This window comes from Nostoc sp. 106C (assembly GCF_002154725.1).
Taxonomy (GTDB): domain Bacteria; phylum Cyanobacteriota; class Cyanobacteriia; order Cyanobacteriales; family Nostocaceae; genus Aulosira.
The window spans coordinates 36,840-55,758 of record NZ_MTAW01000080.1 but is presented as its reverse complement, the minus strand read 5'-3'; the positions used below and the strand labels follow the sequence as shown (position 1 = coordinate 55,758).

Below are 18,919 nucleotides of genomic sequence, written 5' to 3'. Positions count from 1 at the left end.
TTACTCTCCACCCGACATTAAATAGAAAGGATAAACAAAGCTGTGAATATCAGGATTGTCTTTAAGTCGATAATTAATATTGATGTCCACTCGGCCACGGACTGGGTCGGGTTCAGTTATTACTTGATCGACAATAATGCGTGGTTCCCAAACTTCCAACGCTTCTAAAACATAAATACGAATTCGCAGTAGAGTGTCGTTATTCATCGGTGCGAATGCCAATTCCGACAAGCGCGACCCAAAATTAGGGCGATAAACTCGTTCACCCACTCCAGTGCGGAGAATAATCCAAATAGATTCTTTAACTTTTTGCGCTTCACTGCTGAGTTGTATTCCGCCTTGCAAACTCAAACGCAAGGGGAAAGCCCAACCTGTTCCTAAATAATCTCGTTGCTGACCATAAACCATAATTGCTATATGGCTGTGATATCTATACTTTCAAAGATATCGGCACAGCAGATTTAAGCCTATTCGCCAAAGGTCGAGGTTGAAGAGGACACGGAGAGATTGGGACGCAAAGACATGAGGACGTGCGGAAGCGAGGACATTAGAAAATTGTCATTTTCCGTCTTTCTATCTCCGCGTCCCCGCCTCTCCCTCTCTTTGCGTCTCTTCCCTCAGCCACCAATCAAAACAGTCATTTCACCTTTGGTAATTTTATTAGGTGGGCCTAATGCCTCCAAAACAGTGTCACCCATCCGACAAGCGGGTAGCCCGTTAATCAATACTGTCTGACTCCCGTCAATCACAACCCCAGGCCCGTGGGGAGGTAGGGGTAAGGGTGTCGTACATTGATGAATATCAGCACCAGGGATAGCAGCCGCAGCAGCAGCGGAGATCATGCTACTCATACTAGCTCCCATAGATGCTTTTGTAGCTTGTTCAGCTGCGATCGCAGCTGGTGCGCCTGGTGTCCCCGCTGCCGCTTTAGAAGCAGCCTCAGCCACTTGAATAGCCGTATCAGCCGCTTTTTTAGCAGTCTGCAAAGCAGGTACCGCCGCCGCCGGTATACCCCGCCACGCTGGTAAATTTCCAATTAACACATTGTTACTACCCAGGCCTGGTGTTAAAACTGGCGGTAAGGGGTGTGCCACAGAGTCAGTAATTCTTGCTGCTGGTCTTCCAGTCATTCTTCTTTGCGCCTTTGCGCCTTTGCGTGAGATATAAATCTTAATTCAAACGAATCAGTGTACCTTTGACTGTCACATTCATGCCTGCTGTAATATCGATGTTACCACTGGGAGCATCTAATGATAGATCGCCTGTGGATTCCACTGAAATTTTAGCTCTACCTTGATCGTCCATTTTGATTTTATGACCGCCGTTGGTTTCAATTTCAATACAGCGATCGCTATCATTAAGATAAATTTTGTGACCGCCTTTTGTTTGAACGCGTACCCCGGCTTTACTGCTACCTTTATCTTCTTCAACAAACTGCAAGGTATGTCCTGTACGGGTTTTGACAGTGCGTAATCGCACTTTACCACCCACAACAGTATCATCTACTGCTTCTGGTGGCGCGTCTTTACCGTTCCAAACACCGCCCAGTACATAAGGACGATGGATATCACCATGTTCAAAACCGACTAAGACTTCATCGTTTATTTCTGGTAAACAATCAAATCCCCGTTGATTTGCTGCACCTAAAGCCACAACTCTGGCCCAGTTGCTAGCGTGTTCTTCTGTGAGGGTGGGAAATTTAACTTTCACTCGTCCCCATCCCTTGGGGTCTTTGATATCAGTGACAATTCCGACTAAGAAAGTTTGACCGGGTTGGAGGCGGGTTTGGGTAGAGAGAGTTGTGAATAAATTACCAGCCCGTAACCCTCGGATGCTGAACTCTGTGGTATAAATTCGCTGAGTGTAGAAATGGCGAGTTTCGGTCACATAATATTTACCACTATAGCGATCGCCCATACCTGTAAGCGTAATCACTTTCCCTGGTCTGACTTTGGGATTACCTACCGCTTTAGCATCTGCATACACAAATTCTCCTCCCAGTTCATCACACAAAGCCTGCGCCATTTTCTGTGCTTGTGTTGTGCTAGCAATTGGTTGATCTACAACCGTCATTTTCGGTGGCTTTAAATTGGAGAATTTAGTACTACTACTGCTACCTTTTTTATTACCTGTGTCAGTTATTACCGTTTCTGCATTGGCTGTAGAAGCGATCGCTTTTTTCTGGGTATAGTCCCAGCCACGGACTTCTACAGCACTCACCTGTTCCGCACTCGTCACGCGGGTACTAAATTTACTAATATCAACTAGCCATTTTAGTTGTATAGATTCCTGACTTTCAGGTTTCCGAAAATATAACTTGTCATTCTGAATAAATAGTTCAAACCCAATCCGAGCCGCCCGTTCTCGCAAAAACTCCATATTACTTTGGTTTTCTTGAAATACATACTCATGCACTTCACCGCTTGGGTCTATTTTGCCAATTTTTATTCCTACTTCTGAAGCTATTTGTTTAACTATATCGCTATCAGTTTTATTCAAGAAGGAACGATTATAACGACCTCTGTGAAGCCGATGAGAGATATCATAACCACGAATAATCATATGAGCTTCAGATTTTTCATTGAAGTGAACTTCCATTGCTGTAATTTCACCTTCAATCAGCAAATCTTCTAATCTATCGTCAAAATCAGCATCTTGAGTAGTGCTAGAAACAAAACCCAACCTTACTTTTTTACCTATTTCAAACAGCTTTTCATGCCGCCAAGGTTTGTATTCTGCACGGTCAACGGTAGGAATATAGCTATTATGTACTACCAGTGTAAACATTGCTGGTAAATGCAAACTTTCTTCTATAGTTATTTGTAATAAATCCTTGATTAGCTCAGGAGAAGCGGCTTGTCCTCCTAATTCAAGTTTAGGTTGGCTTAAATAAAGACTTTGGTCTGACATAATAAAACTAATTCGTAATTAACAAATAAATGTAGGTTGGGCAATGCCCGCCATATTTCAAATTTAATTACGAATTTTTAAGTACCTCCTAGGCTAGGATGTGGTTGACGATTGCTGCCTTTAGAAGCTGATTCTCGTCCGCCAGGAAGGTTATTTTTATCTACTTCTTGTAAAGATATATCAACCATTGCTCTGACTGGTGTACCATCAGTCAGAAACATATTTAAATTGTAGGTAAGACTGGTGATTACACAATGAAAATATTCTCTTCCCCAGGTAAATATGTAAACAGGTGGACGTTTATCTGGATTTTGCTCAATAGTTTCTACCCCTTTCTTGATGATGTCTATATATTTCATTACTGATTGTTTGGTTTCATAAGTATCGAAGAGTAGTTGTTTTAGGGTGAATTTATAAGGTTCTACACCAGAAAAATTCACTTTAGGTAGTAGAGTAGTTCCTCTATTACCTGGGTCACTTTTCCAACTAACAGTGCGAGAAAAACTAATTTCTGTAGGATTAAACATTAATTCGATATCAGGTGCTTCACTGTTATAGGCTACGAGTTTAGCTTTCTCAAGTTGAGGATTTTTCTTTTGAGGGATAACAATTGTTTGACTAGCCATTTGATTATTATGAAATTACTAGATTGAAAGTTCACGCAAAGAGTATAAAAATAAAATTTGTGGTTGGTTTTCGTTGAAAAATAATTTACCAAGGTAAGCGACCTAAATAGATACCTTGACGCTCTCGCTCAACTTCTATTCGTTGTCGTAATCTGTTATATATTTCATAAGCTAAAGCTTCCAGATTTCCAGATTCATCAGCTTCTGGAATAGCAGCAGATGGACTTTGTATGGTTTCCTTTATTGGCTGGATATCACTAGCTATATCAGGTGCTGTGACTTCTCCACCATTAGCAAAGCCTCTCGGTGAACTTAGGCTTTTAGTAAAAACTTGTGGCGATTCTGATGATAGTGAAACTTGAGAATATTCTGAATTTTGCGAGTTAGATTCTCCACTACTAAAATTAACAGATGTAAATGAATCGTTATTCCCATTTAGTAATTCTTCTACACTCGACCATTGGGTGGGTGTGTCGTAAGATGCGTTAGTATTAAAACTCGGTTTGCGGAAAATTAATCTGGGTAATGAGTAATGAGCAGAGGATTCATTCCCCGTAGTGGTTTTATTTTCCACAGTATTAAGTTGCAAAGAACTGTGTGATAAAAGCCTTTGCTTACCAATTTCTGCCCCTAATGAAGAAGGAATTAAGGAGTTAGATTCTTCAGCTGCACGACTATCAGAGTTTTGACGCTGTAATGAAATGCCATCAAAAGAATCGACTTTAGTCGGAGTCTGTTCAGTAGATATTTCTAAACTGGGAAGAATGATATCTTCTGGTGTCCCACCTATATTGATATGCCGGAGTATGTGAAGATTTTTCTGCGCATCATTAGCATTAACTACAAACTCTCCAGGTGTGAGCATAGCAGGTACAGTATCCGAAGATGCTATCTGCGGATTTTCGACTGAAGACTGTGTTACTTGTCCCCCCGTAGCGAAACCTTGGGGTGCAGGTAAATTATCTAAGGTTTCTGCCTGATTTTCTAGGAAAGTTTGGCTCTCCGAAGTATAGGAGGTATCAATAAAGTTTGTAACCGCAGATGGAAAATCTTGTTCTACACTTTGTTCGAGATTAACAACGTCCCGAAAAATGCTCGATGTTTTTGTAAAATTTGGTGATGTAGCAGATGCGTAGACACGGAGTGGCTGGAGATCAGACATCGCATCCCCATCTAATCTAGCCACTTCCTTAGTTTCGGGCAATATAGGCAGCGTTACAACAGTCTGAATATCTGTGTTTGGTTGGCTGTTATCTGGCGATGAAAGCACACTTTCTGGTACATCCAAAAAATTAACCGCTTCAGCAGGCTGTAATTTTGAAGTAACTATTGGGTTATCTGCTATTACAGGTGGGGTTGGCGCTAACTCAACTGCTACATTGTTGCTGCTGTCAGTTTGTAGCAGAGTCACGTTTTCTGACGCATTCACAAAATTAACCGAGTTAGTAGAGTGTGATTCTGAAGCAACTATCGAGTTATCTACAATTACAGATGAGGTTGACGCTAACTCAACGGGTACACTTTTGGTACTGTCAGTTTGTCTGGAAGGCAAATTTTCTGACGCATCCACAAAATTAACCGAGTTAGTAGAGTGTGATTCTGAAGCAACTATGGAGTTATCTGCAATTACAGGTGAGGTTGGCGTTAACTCAACAGGTATATTGCTGGCGCTATCAGTTTGCAAGAGAGTCATATTTTCTGACGCATCCACAAAATTAACTGCTTCAGCAGATTGTTGTTCTGAAACAACTATCGAGTTATCTGCAATTACAGGTGAGATAGGTGCTAATTGAACAGGTACATTTGCTATAGCCTGACTGTTAATAATCTCAGGTGTGCTTACAGTTGTAATATTTCCCGCACCTAAAGAATTAACTGTGGTTGAAGATTCAAGGCTAGGTATAGCAGATGATATTTCGGAGACTAGAGGCTGTTCTTGATTTGCCAAATCGCGAAATAAATTAGGCGCGTCATCAATGCCAGGTGGAGTAGTTGTTAACAAATAATTGCTATTTGGAAGACTGTTAGATATTAAGTCGGTTGCAATGTCTGTAATTCCTTCATCATCATTATTATTATTCAGTAAAACCTCATGCTGTTGTGGAGAGAATTCCTCATGTTTTCTGAGAATATTTGAATTAGTAACTACCTCTTGTTTTTGTGAATTTGGGCTAATTGAAATATTTGAGTTATCAACAGCTTGTAATCCTTCATGTATCACAGTCTGTTCGCTATTATTTAAGTTACTCAAAAGAGTAAATTTAACATCATTATTTGTTCCATGAGGTTCTAGCGATGAAATTCTGGGTGAGACACTAGCAATAGTTTCTAAGTCCGTATTTTGTGGCTGTAGCATCATGCTTTCAGGGAGATTAGCAGTATAGACTATTGTTGCTGAATCACTAATTGCTTGTGTTTCATCACTAGCAAAATTATCAATTAAGACAGCTCGATCATTAATAATCGGCGAACTTACCAAACTCTCAATAGGAGTAATATTGATAGAATCATTATCATCTCTACTGTTATCTAAAATAATATTTGGTTGTGATTTATGGGCTTGATGGTTTTCAAAATTAGCAACTTGAGGCTCATCTTGTGTGAGTAAATCGACATCGTTTAAACTAATAATATGAATTTTATCAACCTGCTTATTGACATCTTTTTTGTTTTTAGACTTAGCTTTTGATTTCGCCTGAGAACTACTAAATTTAGCTGTAATATTTAATTCAGGCGTAATATTATTTGTATTACTTATAATTTCACCAGGTAATATATTTGGGATATCACCTTGTATATCTTCATTAGTATAGTGATTACTATCTTCTATAAATGAATCAAGTGTATTAAATTGAATTAATGGCAACTCAGGTTCAGGACTATTAACTTCTATTAATGAGTCGTTAAATGCTTGATTTTCATGAGGTGCTAAAAATTGTGAGTAGGTGACTAATGGTATATGATTTACTAAAGGCTTGATCGTACTGCTATGCCCATGCAGAGAACTAGACTCTTTTCTGGATAAAAGTCTATGAGAATAACCTAGAGGCTGTCTTACCCCAAGTGGTTTTACTTTAGTTCCTAGTAATGGTTGAATGATGTGCATAGTTATAGTTGGAAGATTTTAAATTAATGAGACAAGAAGAATCCCGTCTTCATCTCTCGTGTTTGTGGATTGCCTCCTCCTTTTGCTTTGCCTAATTGCAAACCTTCATAGGCTAAAGTTAATTCCTCTATAGCAACTGCATTACCATCAGCTTGTAATGTTGGTGTTTTCCAAGATATAGGAATAGCACCAATCAATGTCCAACTCATCATTGTTTCGCCACCTTGATTAAAAACCAGAATATTGACATTACGTCGAGATGTGGCTTTATTTTCATCAAATACTGCATTAATCCAGTTCCAAAAACCAGGGTGGTCGGTCACACCACGTTTAAGAGTGACATCGGCAAATTCTGTATGCCCTAAATAAATTCTTTGCTGATCGTTAACACCTCCTTCAAAAAAAACATTTTTCTTCATTTGCAAACTTAATCCAGAGCATTCAGTAAAAGACGCAGCAATAGAACTATCTATTTCTACGTAAAAATGATTGGTAGTGACATACTTTAACTCGTGAGAAATGTTGCCGTTATTATTACTTTCAGCCATTACAACCACCTTTGATGACTATAGTTATTGAACCTTTCACGCTGATAACGCAGATCTTCATTTAACAGTTCATATACGCGCTCGGTGAGCTTGTTCAAAAGCAATGAGTCTTTGAGGTACTTATCGGCCGCTTTAGCTGTTTGGCTAGCGTTAGAGGTGACTGACAGCCCCGCGTAACCAACACTACCTCCAACTTCGCCAACAGGTGTAAAAAAAGTTTGCTTTCCTTGCGAGTCCATAACTTAAAAATAAAAATTCATCCTAAAATCAAGGCTAAAGGTAGTGCATCAGAATCAACACTAGCCAAAAGTCGAACTTAAGTTTCGCCTAATTTAGACTTTGGCAGAATAGTTTTGATAAATGCGATGTCTACGACAAGCCCTACCCTTTGGGAGCCAGAAAGGTGACACCACGCCTGTGTCAATACCTACTCTCAGGCAATCAAAACGTGGCTTCGGTTTACAATCGTCTGAAGCTTCGCCCCAAGCTGTGACTGAGGTACAATCTCACAGTCAACCCCTCAGTCATGACATTAGCCGAATATCACTGCGTTCGTAATGACAATTATTTAGCTGGACATGATATTAAATGTCCAAAACAAATCAGCATTAATTATGGGACAAAATGCAACTATAGATACAAACTTCTTTTTAGTTTGTGGGCTTGGCAACCTGGGGCAGTATTGTGTGTCTGTGCTGAAAGAGTTTGGCGTCAAGGTAAATGCTATTGAAGTTGCAAATATTCAAAGATGGGAAGTTCCAGAATTACCTGATTTAGTAGACAAACTAGTAATTGGTGACTGTTGTCAACCCAAAACATTAGAACAGGCGGGAATTCGGCAGTGTCGGGCAATTCTGATTGTAACTAGTGATGAACGCGTGAATATTGCCGCAGCATTTGCCGCGCGATCGCTCAATCCCAATGTTCGGTTAGTTATTCGCTCAGCACAAGAAAATCTCAATGAATTACTCAGTCAAAATCTAGGAAATTTTGTCGCTTTTGAAGCTACGCAATTACCAGCCAAAAGCTTTGCCCTTGCAGCTCTCAGCAGTGAAACTAGAGGATTTTTCACTCTAGAAAACCGTTTACTACGAGTGTTTAGAGCACCCGTAGATGTTTCCCATCGTTGGGGTACGCATCCCCAAATTCACGAAATTAATACTGCTCACCGACGAGTTTTTGCTCACGCTAGAGCTGGAAATCCTCTACCCAAAGCATTTTATCAATGGGAACCCCACACTCAAATCTTTCCTGGAGACACTGTTGCTTATATTGAAGTAACCGATCACCTTGCTACTCGCACAGTACAACCCGTTACTAGTCGCAGGCAATTGTGGGGTGCAAGGATCTCTGGTATGAGGTGGCAAAATCTGCGACACCAGCTGACTCAGTTTTGGCAAGAAGGTAGCCAAACCAGTCGCGTAGCCTTAGTCGGCGGGATTTTTATGGTGAGTTGGTTTTTCTGTGGGACTTTGCTATACAAGTTGCAATATCCTAAAATCAGCTTCCAAGATGCTCTGAATGTCTCCCTAGTTTTAAGCATCGGTGGCTACGACAACCTATTTGGACAGCTACAACTGCCTTTTGAAATTCCTTGGTGGCTGCATCTATTCAGCATCAGTCAGACTGTGGCGGGTACAGTTTTTGTTGGTATTCTTTATGCCATCATGACTGAACGCGTCTTAGCTGCTAAATTCCAGTTTTCTCGGCGTCGTCTACCAATACCAAAAGCAGACCATGTAGTGCTAATTGGCTTGGGGAGAGTAGGTAAGCGTGTGGCCCAGCTATTGCAAGAACTTAAGCAACCTTTGGTAGGCGTTCATGCCACTGAACTTGACTCAGACATATTGTCCACAATGCCTCTCATTATAGGAAATATCAAAAATGCCCTCAGCCAAGTCAATCTTGCCACTGCTAAAAGCGTTATTGTCGTAACTGATGATGAGGTAACTAATTTAGAAATTGGATTGATGACTCATGCTAGCAATCCTACAGCCAATTTGATAATCCGCACCTTCGACCCCCGTTTTAGCGAGAATGTGGCGCGACTGCTACCCTATGCCAGAGTTTTGGGTGTTTATGCTCTTGCTGCTGAAGCATTTGCGGCGGCGGCGTTTGGTGAAAATGTCCTCAATCTATTTCGTCTAAATAACCAAACTACACTAGTGACTGAATATCAAATTGAAGCTGATGATACCCTCAACGGCAAATTGCTGGCTGAGATTGCTTACGGTTATGGGATAGTGCCAATTCTTCACGCCAAAGCTAGTCAATCAACTTCTAAGTTTATGCCCTCCGATGATATCAAGCTGGCTGTAGGCGATCGCCTGGTGGTTTTGGCAACTATTGAAGGATTGCAAAGAGTCGAACGGGGAGCGATCGCATCTGCACAATTACTGGTAAGAGTCGAATCTGCGTTTTCATCAGAAGCCGCGTTTGAAGGCGCAGCAGTAATTGCGCGAATTTCTGGTTGTGATATACATACAGCCAGAATACTCATGAGCCAACTGCCAAAAACTTTACAGTACCCACTCTACAAGCACCAAGCTCATCGTCTGGTCAGTGAATTGAGTAAATCTCAAGTGCAGGCTTACATAATTTAGCAATCAGCCAATGAATCCTAATATATGTGAGGCTAGTCCGAGTGTTCCTCCTGCCAACACTAACCAAGCAGAATTGATTTTGAATCGGAACACTGCGATCGCACTGACAATTGCCACGATAATTGTTAACCAATCTAGCAGTGCAGCTCGTCCCAAGGTGTAGGTGACTCCTGCCATTAATCCCATAGAAGCCGCATTCACACCATCCAAAAATCCGCTAGCCCAAGGAGATTGACGCAACTTAGAAACCCAAGGGTTAACTACCCATACCAACACAAAAGCTGGTAAGAAAATCCCAATTGTACCAGCGATCGCCCCAGCATTTCCTGCCAGCAAATATCCAATGAATGTTGCGGTGGTGAAAACAGGGCCAGGTGTAAACTGCCCAATTGCTACAGCATCCAATAACTGCTGTGAGGTCAGCCAATGATTACGCTCGACTAAATCCCGTTGTAGGAATGCCAGTAACACATAACCACTACCATAAAGAACACACCCAATCTTGAGAAAGAATAGAAAGACGCTGACCCAACTGACTGACGTGACTGCGGCGGCCGTACTACCAACCTGTGCCAAAACACCTGAGAAAGGTAAGAGGAATGCCCCAGTTGTGTGTCCTCTATGCCAATTCTTTACTAGCATGACGGCGATACCTAGCAAAATCAGCACCAAAATTTCATTCAATCCCGCAAAGTAGGCAGCGATCGCTGTCATCCCTGCAATAATTGTTGGCAAGTCCTTGGCTGCCTTTTTACCTAAATTCCACACAGCTTGCAGCACGATCGCAATAATCACAGGCTTGATCCCATAAAGCAGCCATTCCACCTGCGGCACTGTCTGGTAGCGATCGTAAATTGCTGCTAGCGTCCAAACAATGAGCATAGCAGGCAGAATAAAGCAGCTTCCTGCAATTAGTAAACCACGCCATCCGCCTCGTTCGTAACCAATGTGAATGGCTAATTCTGTCGAGTTGGGCCCTGGAATCAAATTTGTAATCCCCAGCAGGTCTAGCAGTTTCTCTCGGCTCATCCACTGACGACGATTTACCACCTCATTGTCCATCATGGCGATGTGAGCAGCAGGGCCACCAAAGGCGATCGTTCCGAGTCGCAAAAACACCCTTGCCAATTGGATTAATCGCTGCTGCTGCTGACTGCGAGTCAGAGCGTTATAGGAAGGCTCTCCTTGGATACCCTCAGTTTCCTGCGTCACTGTGATTCTCCTGATTCTGTCAAGGCATTGACAGAAATAATATATCGAAATTCGATAACGAAATCCTATATTTTAGAATTTCATCTCTGCGCATCTTGGCAATCAGCGGCATTGAAGAAACTGAGTTGTACTTCAATCAAACAAGCGCTTGTATTCTGCCTTAACTATGCCATAACATTCGCAAGCGGTTTTTTCCAAGCTTTTTCTGTCAACAATCTGTATCTGCCCGCGCTGGTAAGAGATTAAGCCTCTGCTCTGAAGTTTACTAGCAGTTTCGCTGACTCCAGAACGGCGAACGCCAAGCATTGTGGACATAAATTCTTGCGTGAGAGCAAGTGTGTCTGAATTTATACCGTCACTGCTCATTAACAACCAGCGGCTCAGCCTTGCTTCTATATGATGAAGACGGTTGCAGGCTGTGCTTTGTGAAGTAAAGACAATAAATGGTTATTTTTACTAAATTTTACAAGGTTGCCCCTGGTTGCGCGAACCTTCCATTTACGCCTATGTCCAGGTTTCGGGGTACATCATACAAAGGTCCTGGGTTGTAAGACTAGCAAACTTGCTGTAGACAGCTTCGTAGCCATCTGTCATCTGCTTAATCGTGAAGTTTCTCAGCACATGCTCTTGGCAGGCGTAGCGGTTTAGCTCAGGCACTCTATCAATGGCAGAGAGACAGTCTTTGACTGAGCGACACAAGAATCCTGTCTTACCGTGAACAATCACTTCAGAGGTGGAGCCCAAATTCATAGCAATCACAGGTGTACCTGTTACCATCGACTCAATCATCACCAGTCCAAAGGGTTCACGCCAGGTAATCGGGAATAAAGTCGCAACTGCTCCTCCCATCAGGAGGCTCTTTTGGGCATGGTTAGCTTCTCCCAGGTATTCAATCTGCGTTCCATCAATGTAAGGTTTGATCTGTTGCACGAAATAATCCACATCAACTACATCGACTTTACCTGCTATCTTTAAGTGCCAGCCCGAACGTTTAGCAATTTCGATCGCTAAATGCACCCCCTTCTCAGGTGAGATTCGACCCAGAAATGCAAGATAGGGAGACGACTCTGCCTGCGGGTAAAACTTGTAAGTCATTGGATTAATGCCGTTGTAGACAGTGGCAACGTAATTGAGTCCCACTCTTGGTTCTCGCTGCGCGTTGGAAATGCTGACAAACGGCTGAGAGCGAGCATACTTGAACACCTTTTCATTATCTGGTGTCAAGATGCCATGCAGCGTATGAATGGTCGGTGCCTCCACCAATCTGGCGTAGGGTAGTGCAGGGTAGCCAACGTGAGAGTGAATGACATCAAACTTGTGCGCCTGTTCGTACACTCGCATTAGCTGCAGTGTTTCGTAAACGCTTGGTTCCTTAACGGTAGGGTCTAAGTTCAATGCCTGTGAGTGAACAGATTCTATCTTGGCAAAACTACTCGAATCACCCGATGCAAACAGAGTCACTTCATGACCACGACGAATGAGTTCTTCAGCCAAGAGACTAACCACCAACTCAATTCCTCCATAAGCAGGAGGCGGTACTTGTTGCCACAATGGAGCAACTTGAGCGATTCGCATAATGCTCTCCTCAGGATGTATACAACTAGACCTAGTAGTCCACCAAGCAAACTTTGCATGGTGGCAAGCACCTTGGGCTGAGGAAGCTCTTAAGGCAGAGGGAGAAAAGACATTCTGTACTCCCCCTGCTTGTTCCATACCTATCCTCCTAACGCTCCGAGTCCTCACACCATCTGCCGTACCTGCCCTGCATGGCTGAACAGCTCGATCATTTCCCGATTGAAGGCTGGGATGTCGTCTGGCTTGCGGCTCGACACGAGGTTGCTATCAACTACAACTTCCTGATCTACCCACTGGGCACCTGCGTTCTGGAGATCGGTCTTGAGCGACGGCCACGAGGTGAGCCGCCGTCCGCGCACCACATCTGCCTCGATCAGAGTCCAAGGTCCGTGGCAGATCACCGCTACCGGCTTGTCAGTATCGAAGAAAGACTTTATAAACTCGATCGCCTTAGCTTGAGTCCGAAGTTGATCTGGATTGGCAACACCACCGGGAAGCAGGAGGGCATCATAGTCGGCTGAATTTACTTGATCGAGGGGGACATCTACTGGGAAAAAATCCCCCTTGTCATAATGGTTCCAGCCCTGAACGCGATCGCTCTTCGGTGAAATAATGTGGGTTTGAGCACCTGCTGACTCAAGGGCAAGCTTTGGTTGAGTCATTTCAACTTGCTCAAAGCCATCTGTAACCAGAATGGCAACTTTCTTATTTGTGAGTTCTTCTGTCATCTCTACCTCCTAAAGTGTTGGCTAGACTTGGTTTTTTCGTGTTCTTGTGGGGTTTTAGGCAGCCTGACCTGGCTTGAGCACGATCTTGATACAGTTGTCCTTCTTGTGCTTGAAAATTTCGTAGCCGTGCGGTGCTTGCTCTAGCGGTAAACGGTGAGTGATTACAAAAGATGGGTCGATATCGCCATTTTGGACGCGCTCAAGTAGCGGGCGCAGGTAACGATGAACGTGCGTTTGTCCGGTTTTAAACGTCAAAGCTTTGTTCATGGCAGCACCCATCGGTATCTTGTCTACAAAGCCGCCGTAAACACCAGGAATTGAAACAGTGCCACCTTTGCGACAGGCAACAATCACTTGCCTTAGGGCAGTGGGTCGGTCGGTTTCCATACGCACGGCTTGCTTTACCTGGTCGTAAAACGCATCAGGGCCCGTACCGTGGGCTTCCATTCCCACAGCATCCATGCAAGCATCGGGGCCGCGACCACCCGTCATTTCTTTCAATGCTTCACCAACATCAACTTCCTCATAGTTAAGGACTTCTGCCTTGCCGTCTTTCGCCATCTGTAGGCGTTCGGGAACTCGATCGATTGCAATGACGCGCTCGGCACCTAGCATATATGCACTTCTAATGGCAAACTGTCCGACTGGACCGCAGCCCCAGATCGCTACAGTATCTCCTGGCTCGATATCGCAGTTTTCCGCTGCCATATAGCCAGTGGGGAAGATATCCGTCAGAAACAGGACTTGTTCGTCTGCTAGTCCATCAGGAATCTTGAATAAACCGACATCGGCAAAGGGAACGCGGGCATATTCAGCTTGACCTCCAGCATAGCCACCCATCATATGGGAGTAGCCGAAAAGACCAGATGGAGAATGACCCATGAGTTTTTCCGGTATCCAAGCGTTAGGGTTGGAGTTATCGCACAGCGACCATAAATCCTTTTTGCAGAAGAAACACGAGCCGCAGGAAATGGTAAAAGGTACGACAACGCGATCGCCTATCTTTACATTCTTGACGGCACTACCTAGCTCGACGACCTCCCCCATAAATTCATGACCAAGGATGTCGCCCTTTTCCATCGTGGGGATGTAACCATCATAAAGATGTAAATCAGAACCGCAAATCGCCGTTGACGTGATTTTAACAATCGCATCACGCGGGTTAATGATTTTTGGATCGGGTACTGTATCAACTTGTACATCGTTAGCGCCGTGCCAGCAAACTGCTTTCATAATCTTTAACCTCCCTTTGGTTGACCTTCTGTTGTTGCAATCTCGCCTGCTTCCATCAGCATTTTGAAGCGGCGTAAATCATCTCCAATCTGCTGTTCTGGTTCTTCGCCGAAGAGTTTGGCAAACACAGATGCAATCGCACCACCAGGCGGGTTATATTCCGTGACGACCTTTACCTGTGTACCGCGATTGGCGGGTGCTGGCTGAAAGCGGACAGAACCAGAGTTATCAACATCTGCACCTTCAACCGAAGCCCAAGCAATCAATTCGTTTTCCCGATCTTCAATGATGTCTGCATCCCATTCAACACTTCCACCTAACACCCCACTGGTCGTCCAGTGCGTTCGCGTAGCGTGTCCGGAGGACTCTCGCTTGTTATCGTGTACTTTTACGTCTTTGAGATGCTTCATGAAGCGCGGCAAGTTCCCAAAGTTATGCCAAAAGCGGTAGAGTTCCTCTGCTGGTTTGTTAATCGTTACCGTTTTTTCAACTTTAATTGGTTGGCTCATGTCTATTGTCTCCCGTGCTTGCTGTATGGTGCTTTGTTTATCGCAGTTTGGACAAACAAATTTGTCCAAACCCTAATACCAGGAGCGGAGAACAGTGTAGGATAAAAGCTTATTAGCGAGAGGTATGTAGAAGTCTCTTGAAAAAATTTACCCTTCGTATCAGCCTTCTAGACTACTAAAAAAATTAACTACTACAAATGAATACCTGAACCTTAAAGCTTTCAACTAAACCTAACCTCTAACTAAAGAATGAGGTTGGTGTTAAGTTAGTTAGTTCTCGCTTGTATCTTGGCGTCATGCTAGGGAAGCTGTCACCTATTGCAATCTAGACATTCAAACATAACTAGACAAGTGTTTCACTCAAGGATTTTTAGATGCTTAACTTTGCTGAGAATGTCTTCTTTTAGGCAAAGTATACTGGGAGTAGGCTTCCCAGCATGAGGCTTTGACCTATGCTAATTTATCCCGCTTCACTTCCCTTTAAGGCAATTCACATAGTCCATTTCCTGTCAATGCGTAAGTCCTAAATGTATGTATGTAACGGTGGAGAAGCTTGTGCAGCGAGCCGCCAGTGTCGAAGGCCTGTCTGATGATAGAAGCTTTGACACGCACGGCTTGTCCTGGGATTTGTGCCAAAGTCTGCATCGGTGTTGTGTTTGTATCTAAAAGTATTGACACACCTGCCATCCCCTCACGCCCGATACAGCCGGATTCGACTGTTGAGCCGTTCTCCATCACCGTGACCACAGAGAGCAATGAGTTAATAGGAAAATAGACAAAAGAGATCGGCTCATTAGGCGAGATGATCACCTGGCCCAGTGAGAGCGAAACTATCTCTAGATGAGGATGCAAGCGTTTTAACTCATCAGGAGCTAATTTAGCAAGCAGTCTATTTTGCATAAGTATTGGTACATCTTGATAGGTAGTCATCACAGATGCCTCAGTAGGTATTCAAAAATTAAGCAGTAGAGAGGATAATTTAAAAGATACGGAATTTTTGAGCTAGGCCCTAAGGCAACCAAAAGTCAGGCAGAATAGATTTGCTCAAGTGACGGACTGTTTGATTGAGCGATCGCGCTACTTCTATATGCGCTTCATCTGCTTCTACAGGTAAAATCTTACATGGCTGACCCTTGCCTAAATAAGACACTACCAAGTTTGCTGCTTCCAAACCAGTAACATAAGCCTTTTCCTGCGACCATGAGCCGTGACGGTTGACAATCCAATCTCCACTCATAAACACATTTACCAAACTTGTCTTGGCTGGCAACATATAACGATAACTTCCAGGTGCAAAATGCGTTACCGCATTTGCTAAACGAATTACACTACTGTCGATTACCTTTGCTTCTTGAAACCCTGGTATGCAAGTTGTTAAATAACGCTGGACTATTGGCACAATTTCTTCATCACTTAAATTGAGAAACTGATTTGCATGATAGAAATCAGCTTCAATTACCGTTCCTGCTTCATTTTTATATTCATCATGAAGTGTATTTAAATCAAAAAATGTCCATCCTGTAGTGGCATCAAATCCAAAACAAGCATTAGAAGGACGAGGAATATTAATTTTGCGGTCAAACCATAACCGAGTTGCTAAAACATCAATTGCGCCTAAATTATTTAAATTGCGAAACTCTTGACGACTTTGTAAGCTAGGACTATTGGCAACAATTTTTTTCATACCAGTGATGCCAACTGCAAAAATTACAGCGTCAGCGTTAAACACTTCATCATCACAAACTACACCTGTTGCACGATTGTTACTATCAACAATTAAGTCAGTTACTCGCCGCTTAGATAAAACCTTGGCACCAGCTTTTTCAATACGTTCTACCCAAGGACGAAATATTTTTTCTCCCACAGTTCCCCGACACCAAACTACATCAAAATCAGGCTGGTGAGCCAGAATAAAAAAGTACAACATCCCTAAAGTTGCTGCGGCTGAACACTGTTCGCCAGGAGCAAACAAGCCTACCAATAACATTGGTTCAAACGCTTCTTTATACAGTCGCGCCGAAACACCAAAATCTTTGAATAATTCCCGCGCCGTTACAAAATCGTAACGCCGCCAAGCATCATGAGAATTATCAAAATCAACCACAGAGTAAAGTAAAGGTAAGGCACTCAGACGGTCAATTAATGGTAGACGCTGAAACTGAGTATAGAGAAAAGTTCCTAGCGGTGAGGGGAGTCGCGGTAAATCTTGAAAAATTGGCGATTCTACTTCCAACCCCGCAGGGGAATATTGGGCAGAACGAGTCCAAGATGTAAAAGGATTAATTTCTAATTCATTGATCAGTGCAAAAATGTTTCTATAAGGATACCAAAAGCCATGTATACCTGCTTCTACAGAACGTCCTGCGGATGTTTTCCAACCAGCCACCAGTCCGCCAGGATAAGACCCTGCTTCTAGAAGCGTCACATCATATCCTTGTTTTGCCAAGTGGTAGGTTGCGCCTAAACCAGCCCAACCTGCACCTACCACTACTACCCGTTGTTTCTGTGACTCTTCATTCATTCCAGCACAGTCTCCAAGAATTGCAATCTATAATTAAATTTAAAGTATTTGTAAACCGATTTAAGCCTTTGAGCGTAAATCTACTGAGAATCGCCAATTATTTTATTTTATATTATTGAGCAAATATTGTTTTTTACCAAATTTAATATCAGCAGACCACCGCGTTTTTGAGTAATTGTTCAAGCTAGAGGTAATTTTATAATTAGTTTATGTATTTTTGATTAATACATATAGATAAAATGACGCTTGCACTTAATGAAGAGTTAAGAGTATAACAAGAAAAATAGCTAGCTATATATCAAAAATACTCCTATGACTCAATTAGAAAAATCCAGAAGTAGCTTGAGTGAGTTTCAGCTTCGGGATGGCATTTATTTTCCTAAAAACTACGACCAGCTAAACAGTACTGAGCATAAACAAAAATGGGATGAAATTGGTAAGACTTACTATGGTTCCCAAAAAATTGAGCAGGTTGCAGAAACATCACCTATTAAACAAGATTACACTTTATTAGGTGGAAGGCCTGGTGGAACTTGGAATAAATTTCCGACCAATAAATCTGTTGATTCTATTCTGGAGATTGGTTGTGGCTACGGTCGCGCTCCATTACATCTTTCAAAAGAGAAAAATCTAAAATGCCAAAAGTATTTTGCAATTGATATTTCTGAATCTTTATTGCGACGCTTGATCAGGGTTAAACAAGAATATGATTTTTTCCCAGAAGCGCAATTCAATATAATTTGCAATTCAGCAGAAATACTACCTTTAGAAGATAATTCGATAGATTTAGTAATTTCTAACTGCGTATTTATGCATATACCAGATGCACAGTTAAGAAATTTATTAACAGAGATATTTCGTGTGCTAAAGCCTGGTGGTAGTTTCGTTTTTAATCATTCTTTTCATAACAAGTCTTGCCCTTCTCACATTATCCATAATTTTATTAGAAATATAAATATATTTAGTAAAAACCCGATTTATCTCAAGCAATATTCAGCCGTTGAAATTCAGGAAATGTTGAATGCTGCTGGCGTAAAAACCAAGTGTCCGCAATATATAGTGGAACCAACAACAGAATATGCAATCTTACCGGAAACTATCAAAGGGATTCCAGTACCGTTTGCTAAAGCAATTAACAGAAGTCTTAAGCCTTCAGATGCTTGGAAAGAAACTTTAGCTTATGGATTTAGTGCCTACAGCAATCCACTTGAATAAACGAGAAAATATCTAGAATATCCTTAATTATATGGAAACCATTGTTAAACAGTGGTTTCTTTTATTTTATATCAGCGTATCTGGCGATCGCATGATCTAGCACGTTACCCAGGCGATCGCACAAAATATCTAA

18 protein-coding genes are annotated in these 18,919 nt (G+C 42.4%); 3 read left to right on the top strand and 15 right to left on the bottom strand.

What is annotated here, in order from left to right; genetic code table 11:
- The 7 genes from BV375_RS08365 to BV375_RS08335 all read right to left on the bottom strand — a co-directional run bounded on the left by BV375_RS08365 (window position 1) and on the right by BV375_RS08335 (window position 7,429).
- Window positions 1–408, bottom strand: coding sequence for a GPW/gp25 family protein (locus BV375_RS08365; RefSeq protein ID WP_086759288.1), 408 nt, complete (start codon window positions 406–408; stop codon window positions 1–3).
- A gap of 209 nt (window positions 409–617) precedes the next feature.
- On the bottom strand, window positions 618–1,130 hold the full coding sequence (locus BV375_RS37520) for a PAAR domain-containing protein (RefSeq protein WP_208099083.1): 513 nt from the start codon (window positions 1,128–1,130) through the stop codon (window positions 618–620).
- A 40-nt stretch (window positions 1,131–1,170) separates the two neighbouring features.
- The gene (locus tag BV375_RS08355) at window positions 1,171–2,910 is read right to left on the bottom strand and encodes a VgrG-related protein (RefSeq protein ID WP_086759286.1); all 1,740 of its coding nucleotides are present in this window, start codon (window positions 2,908–2,910) and stop codon (window positions 1,171–1,173) included.
- A 77-nt stretch (window positions 2,911–2,987) separates the two neighbouring features.
- Window positions 2,988–3,536, bottom strand: coding sequence for a hypothetical protein (locus tag BV375_RS08350; RefSeq protein ID WP_086759284.1), 549 nt, complete (start codon window positions 3,534–3,536; stop codon window positions 2,988–2,990).
- An 85-nt stretch (window positions 3,537–3,621) separates the two neighbouring features.
- Window positions 3,622–6,642 carry a hypothetical protein gene (locus BV375_RS08345; protein ID WP_086759282.1) on the bottom strand — a complete coding sequence of 1,007 codons (3,021 nt, stop codon included), beginning with the start codon at window positions 6,640–6,642 and terminating at the stop codon, window positions 3,622–3,624.
- Between the two features lie 23 nt (window positions 6,643–6,665).
- Window positions 6,666–7,190 carry a phage tail protein gene (locus BV375_RS08340; RefSeq protein WP_086759280.1) on the bottom strand — a complete coding sequence of 175 codons (525 nt, stop codon included), beginning with the start codon at window positions 7,188–7,190 and terminating at the stop codon, window positions 6,666–6,668.
- Window positions 7,190–7,429, bottom strand: coding sequence for a hypothetical protein (locus tag BV375_RS08335; RefSeq protein ID WP_086759278.1), 240 nt, complete (start codon window positions 7,427–7,429; stop codon window positions 7,190–7,192). The genes BV375_RS08340 and BV375_RS08335 overlap by 1 nt, the downstream gene beginning before the upstream one ends.
- Before the next feature lie 178 nt (window positions 7,430–7,607).
- On the opposite strand from BV375_RS08335, the gene BV375_RS35850 reads away from it, so the two are divergent.
- Both BV375_RS35850 and BV375_RS08330 read left to right on the top strand, forming a co-directional pair.
- Window positions 7,608–7,748: a hypothetical protein gene (locus tag BV375_RS35850; protein ID WP_166507407.1), complete on the top strand. Its 141-nt coding sequence runs from the start codon at window positions 7,608–7,610 to the stop codon at window positions 7,746–7,748.
- Between the two features lie 56 nt (window positions 7,749–7,804).
- A complete protein-coding gene (locus tag BV375_RS08330) occupies window positions 7,805–9,793 on the top strand; it encodes a potassium channel protein (protein WP_086759276.1) in 1,989 nt (662 codons plus the stop codon).
- Between the two features lie 3 nt (window positions 9,794–9,796).
- On the opposite strand, the gene BV375_RS08325 is transcribed toward BV375_RS08330, so the two are convergent.
- The 8 genes from BV375_RS08325 to BV375_RS08290 form a co-directional block, all read right to left on the bottom strand.
- Entirely contained in the window at window positions 9,797–11,005 is a 1,209-nt protein-coding gene (locus tag BV375_RS08325) for a chromate transporter (RefSeq protein WP_086759275.1), read from the bottom strand.
- A 132-nt stretch (window positions 11,006–11,137) separates the two neighbouring features.
- Window positions 11,138–11,389 (bottom strand): helix-turn-helix domain-containing protein, encoded by a 252-nt coding sequence (locus BV375_RS08320; protein WP_279432914.1) that lies wholly within the window; start codon window positions 11,387–11,389, stop codon window positions 11,138–11,140.
- Between the two features lie 120 nt (window positions 11,390–11,509).
- On the bottom strand, window positions 11,510–12,580 hold the full coding sequence (locus BV375_RS08315; RefSeq protein WP_086759330.1) for a glycosyltransferase family 4 protein: 1,071 nt from the start codon (window positions 12,578–12,580) through the stop codon (window positions 11,510–11,512).
- Window positions 12,581–12,744: 164 nt separating this feature from the next.
- A complete protein-coding gene (locus tag BV375_RS08310; RefSeq protein ID WP_086759270.1) occupies window positions 12,745–13,308 on the bottom strand; it encodes a type 1 glutamine amidotransferase domain-containing protein in 564 nt (187 codons plus the stop codon).
- A gap of 54 nt (window positions 13,309–13,362) precedes the next feature.
- Window positions 13,363–14,541, bottom strand: a complete 1,179-nt coding sequence (locus tag BV375_RS08305; RefSeq protein ID WP_086759267.1) for a zinc-dependent alcohol dehydrogenase — start codon at window positions 14,539–14,541, stop codon at window positions 13,363–13,365.
- Window positions 14,542–14,546: 5 nt separating this feature from the next.
- A complete protein-coding gene (locus tag BV375_RS08300) occupies window positions 14,547–15,050 on the bottom strand; it encodes an SRPBCC family protein (protein ID WP_086759265.1) in 504 nt (167 codons plus the stop codon).
- A 480-nt stretch (window positions 15,051–15,530) separates the two neighbouring features.
- Window positions 15,531–15,980: a Crp/Fnr family transcriptional regulator gene (locus BV375_RS08295; RefSeq protein WP_086759263.1), complete on the bottom strand. Its 450-nt coding sequence runs from the start codon at window positions 15,978–15,980 to the stop codon at window positions 15,531–15,533.
- Window positions 15,981–16,059: 79 nt separating this feature from the next.
- Window positions 16,060–17,571 carry an FAD-dependent oxidoreductase gene (locus BV375_RS08290; RefSeq protein WP_086759261.1) on the bottom strand — a complete coding sequence of 504 codons (1,512 nt, stop codon included), beginning with the start codon at window positions 17,569–17,571 and terminating at the stop codon, window positions 16,060–16,062.
- A gap of 312 nt (window positions 17,572–17,883) precedes the next feature.
- Here BV375_RS08290 and BV375_RS08285 point away from each other — a divergent pair, with 312 nt between their 5' ends.
- Window positions 17,884–18,786 (top strand): class I SAM-dependent methyltransferase, encoded by a 903-nt coding sequence (locus BV375_RS08285; RefSeq protein ID WP_086759259.1) that lies wholly within the window; start codon window positions 17,884–17,886, stop codon window positions 18,784–18,786.
- The last annotated feature ends 133 nt before the right edge of the window (window positions 18,787–18,919 follow it).

Coding starts and splice junctions, on each gene's coding strand:
- BV375_RS08365 (WP_086759288.1), bottom strand. CDS start 408: ATGGTTTATGGTCAGCAACGAGATTATTTAGGAACAGGTTGGGCTTTC.
- BV375_RS37520 (WP_208099083.1), bottom strand. CDS start 1,130: ATGACTGGAAGACCAGCAGCAAGAATTACTGACTCTGTGGCACACCCC.
- BV375_RS08355 (WP_086759286.1), bottom strand. CDS start 2,910: ATGTCAGACCAAAGTCTTTATTTAAGCCAACCTAAACTTGAATTAGGA.
- BV375_RS08350 (WP_086759284.1), bottom strand. CDS start 3,536: ATGGCTAGTCAAACAATTGTTATCCCTCAAAAGAAAAATCCTCAACTT.
- BV375_RS08345 (WP_086759282.1), bottom strand. CDS start 6,642: ATGCACATCATTCAACCATTACTAGGAACTAAAGTAAAACCACTTGGG.
- BV375_RS08340 (WP_086759280.1), bottom strand. CDS start 7,190: ATGGCTGAAAGTAATAATAACGGCAACATTTCTCACGAGTTAAAGTAT.
- BV375_RS08335 (WP_086759278.1), bottom strand. CDS start 7,429: ATGGACTCGCAAGGAAAGCAAACTTTTTTTACACCTGTTGGCGAAGTT.
- BV375_RS08330 (WP_086759276.1), top strand. CDS start 7,805: ATGGGACAAAATGCAACTATAGATACAAACTTCTTTTTAGTTTGTGGG.
- BV375_RS08315 (WP_086759330.1), bottom strand. CDS start 12,580: ATGCGAATCGCTCAAGTTGCTCCATTGTGGCAACAAGTACCGCCTCCT.
- BV375_RS08310 (WP_086759270.1), bottom strand. CDS start 13,308: ATGACAGAAGAACTCACAAATAAGAAAGTTGCCATTCTGGTTACAGAT.
- BV375_RS08305 (WP_086759267.1), bottom strand. CDS start 14,541: ATGAAAGCAGTTTGCTGGCACGGCGCTAACGATGTACAAGTTGATACA.
- BV375_RS08300 (WP_086759265.1), bottom strand. CDS start 15,050: ATGAGCCAACCAATTAAAGTTGAAAAAACGGTAACGATTAACAAACCA.
- BV375_RS08295 (WP_086759263.1), bottom strand. CDS start 15,980: ATGACTACCTATCAAGATGTACCAATACTTATGCAAAATAGACTGCTT.
- BV375_RS08290 (WP_086759261.1), bottom strand. CDS start 17,571: ATGAATGAAGAGTCACAGAAACAACGGGTAGTAGTGGTAGGTGCAGGT.
- BV375_RS08285 (WP_086759259.1), top strand. CDS start 17,884: ATGACTCAATTAGAAAAATCCAGAAGTAGCTTGAGTGAGTTTCAGCTT.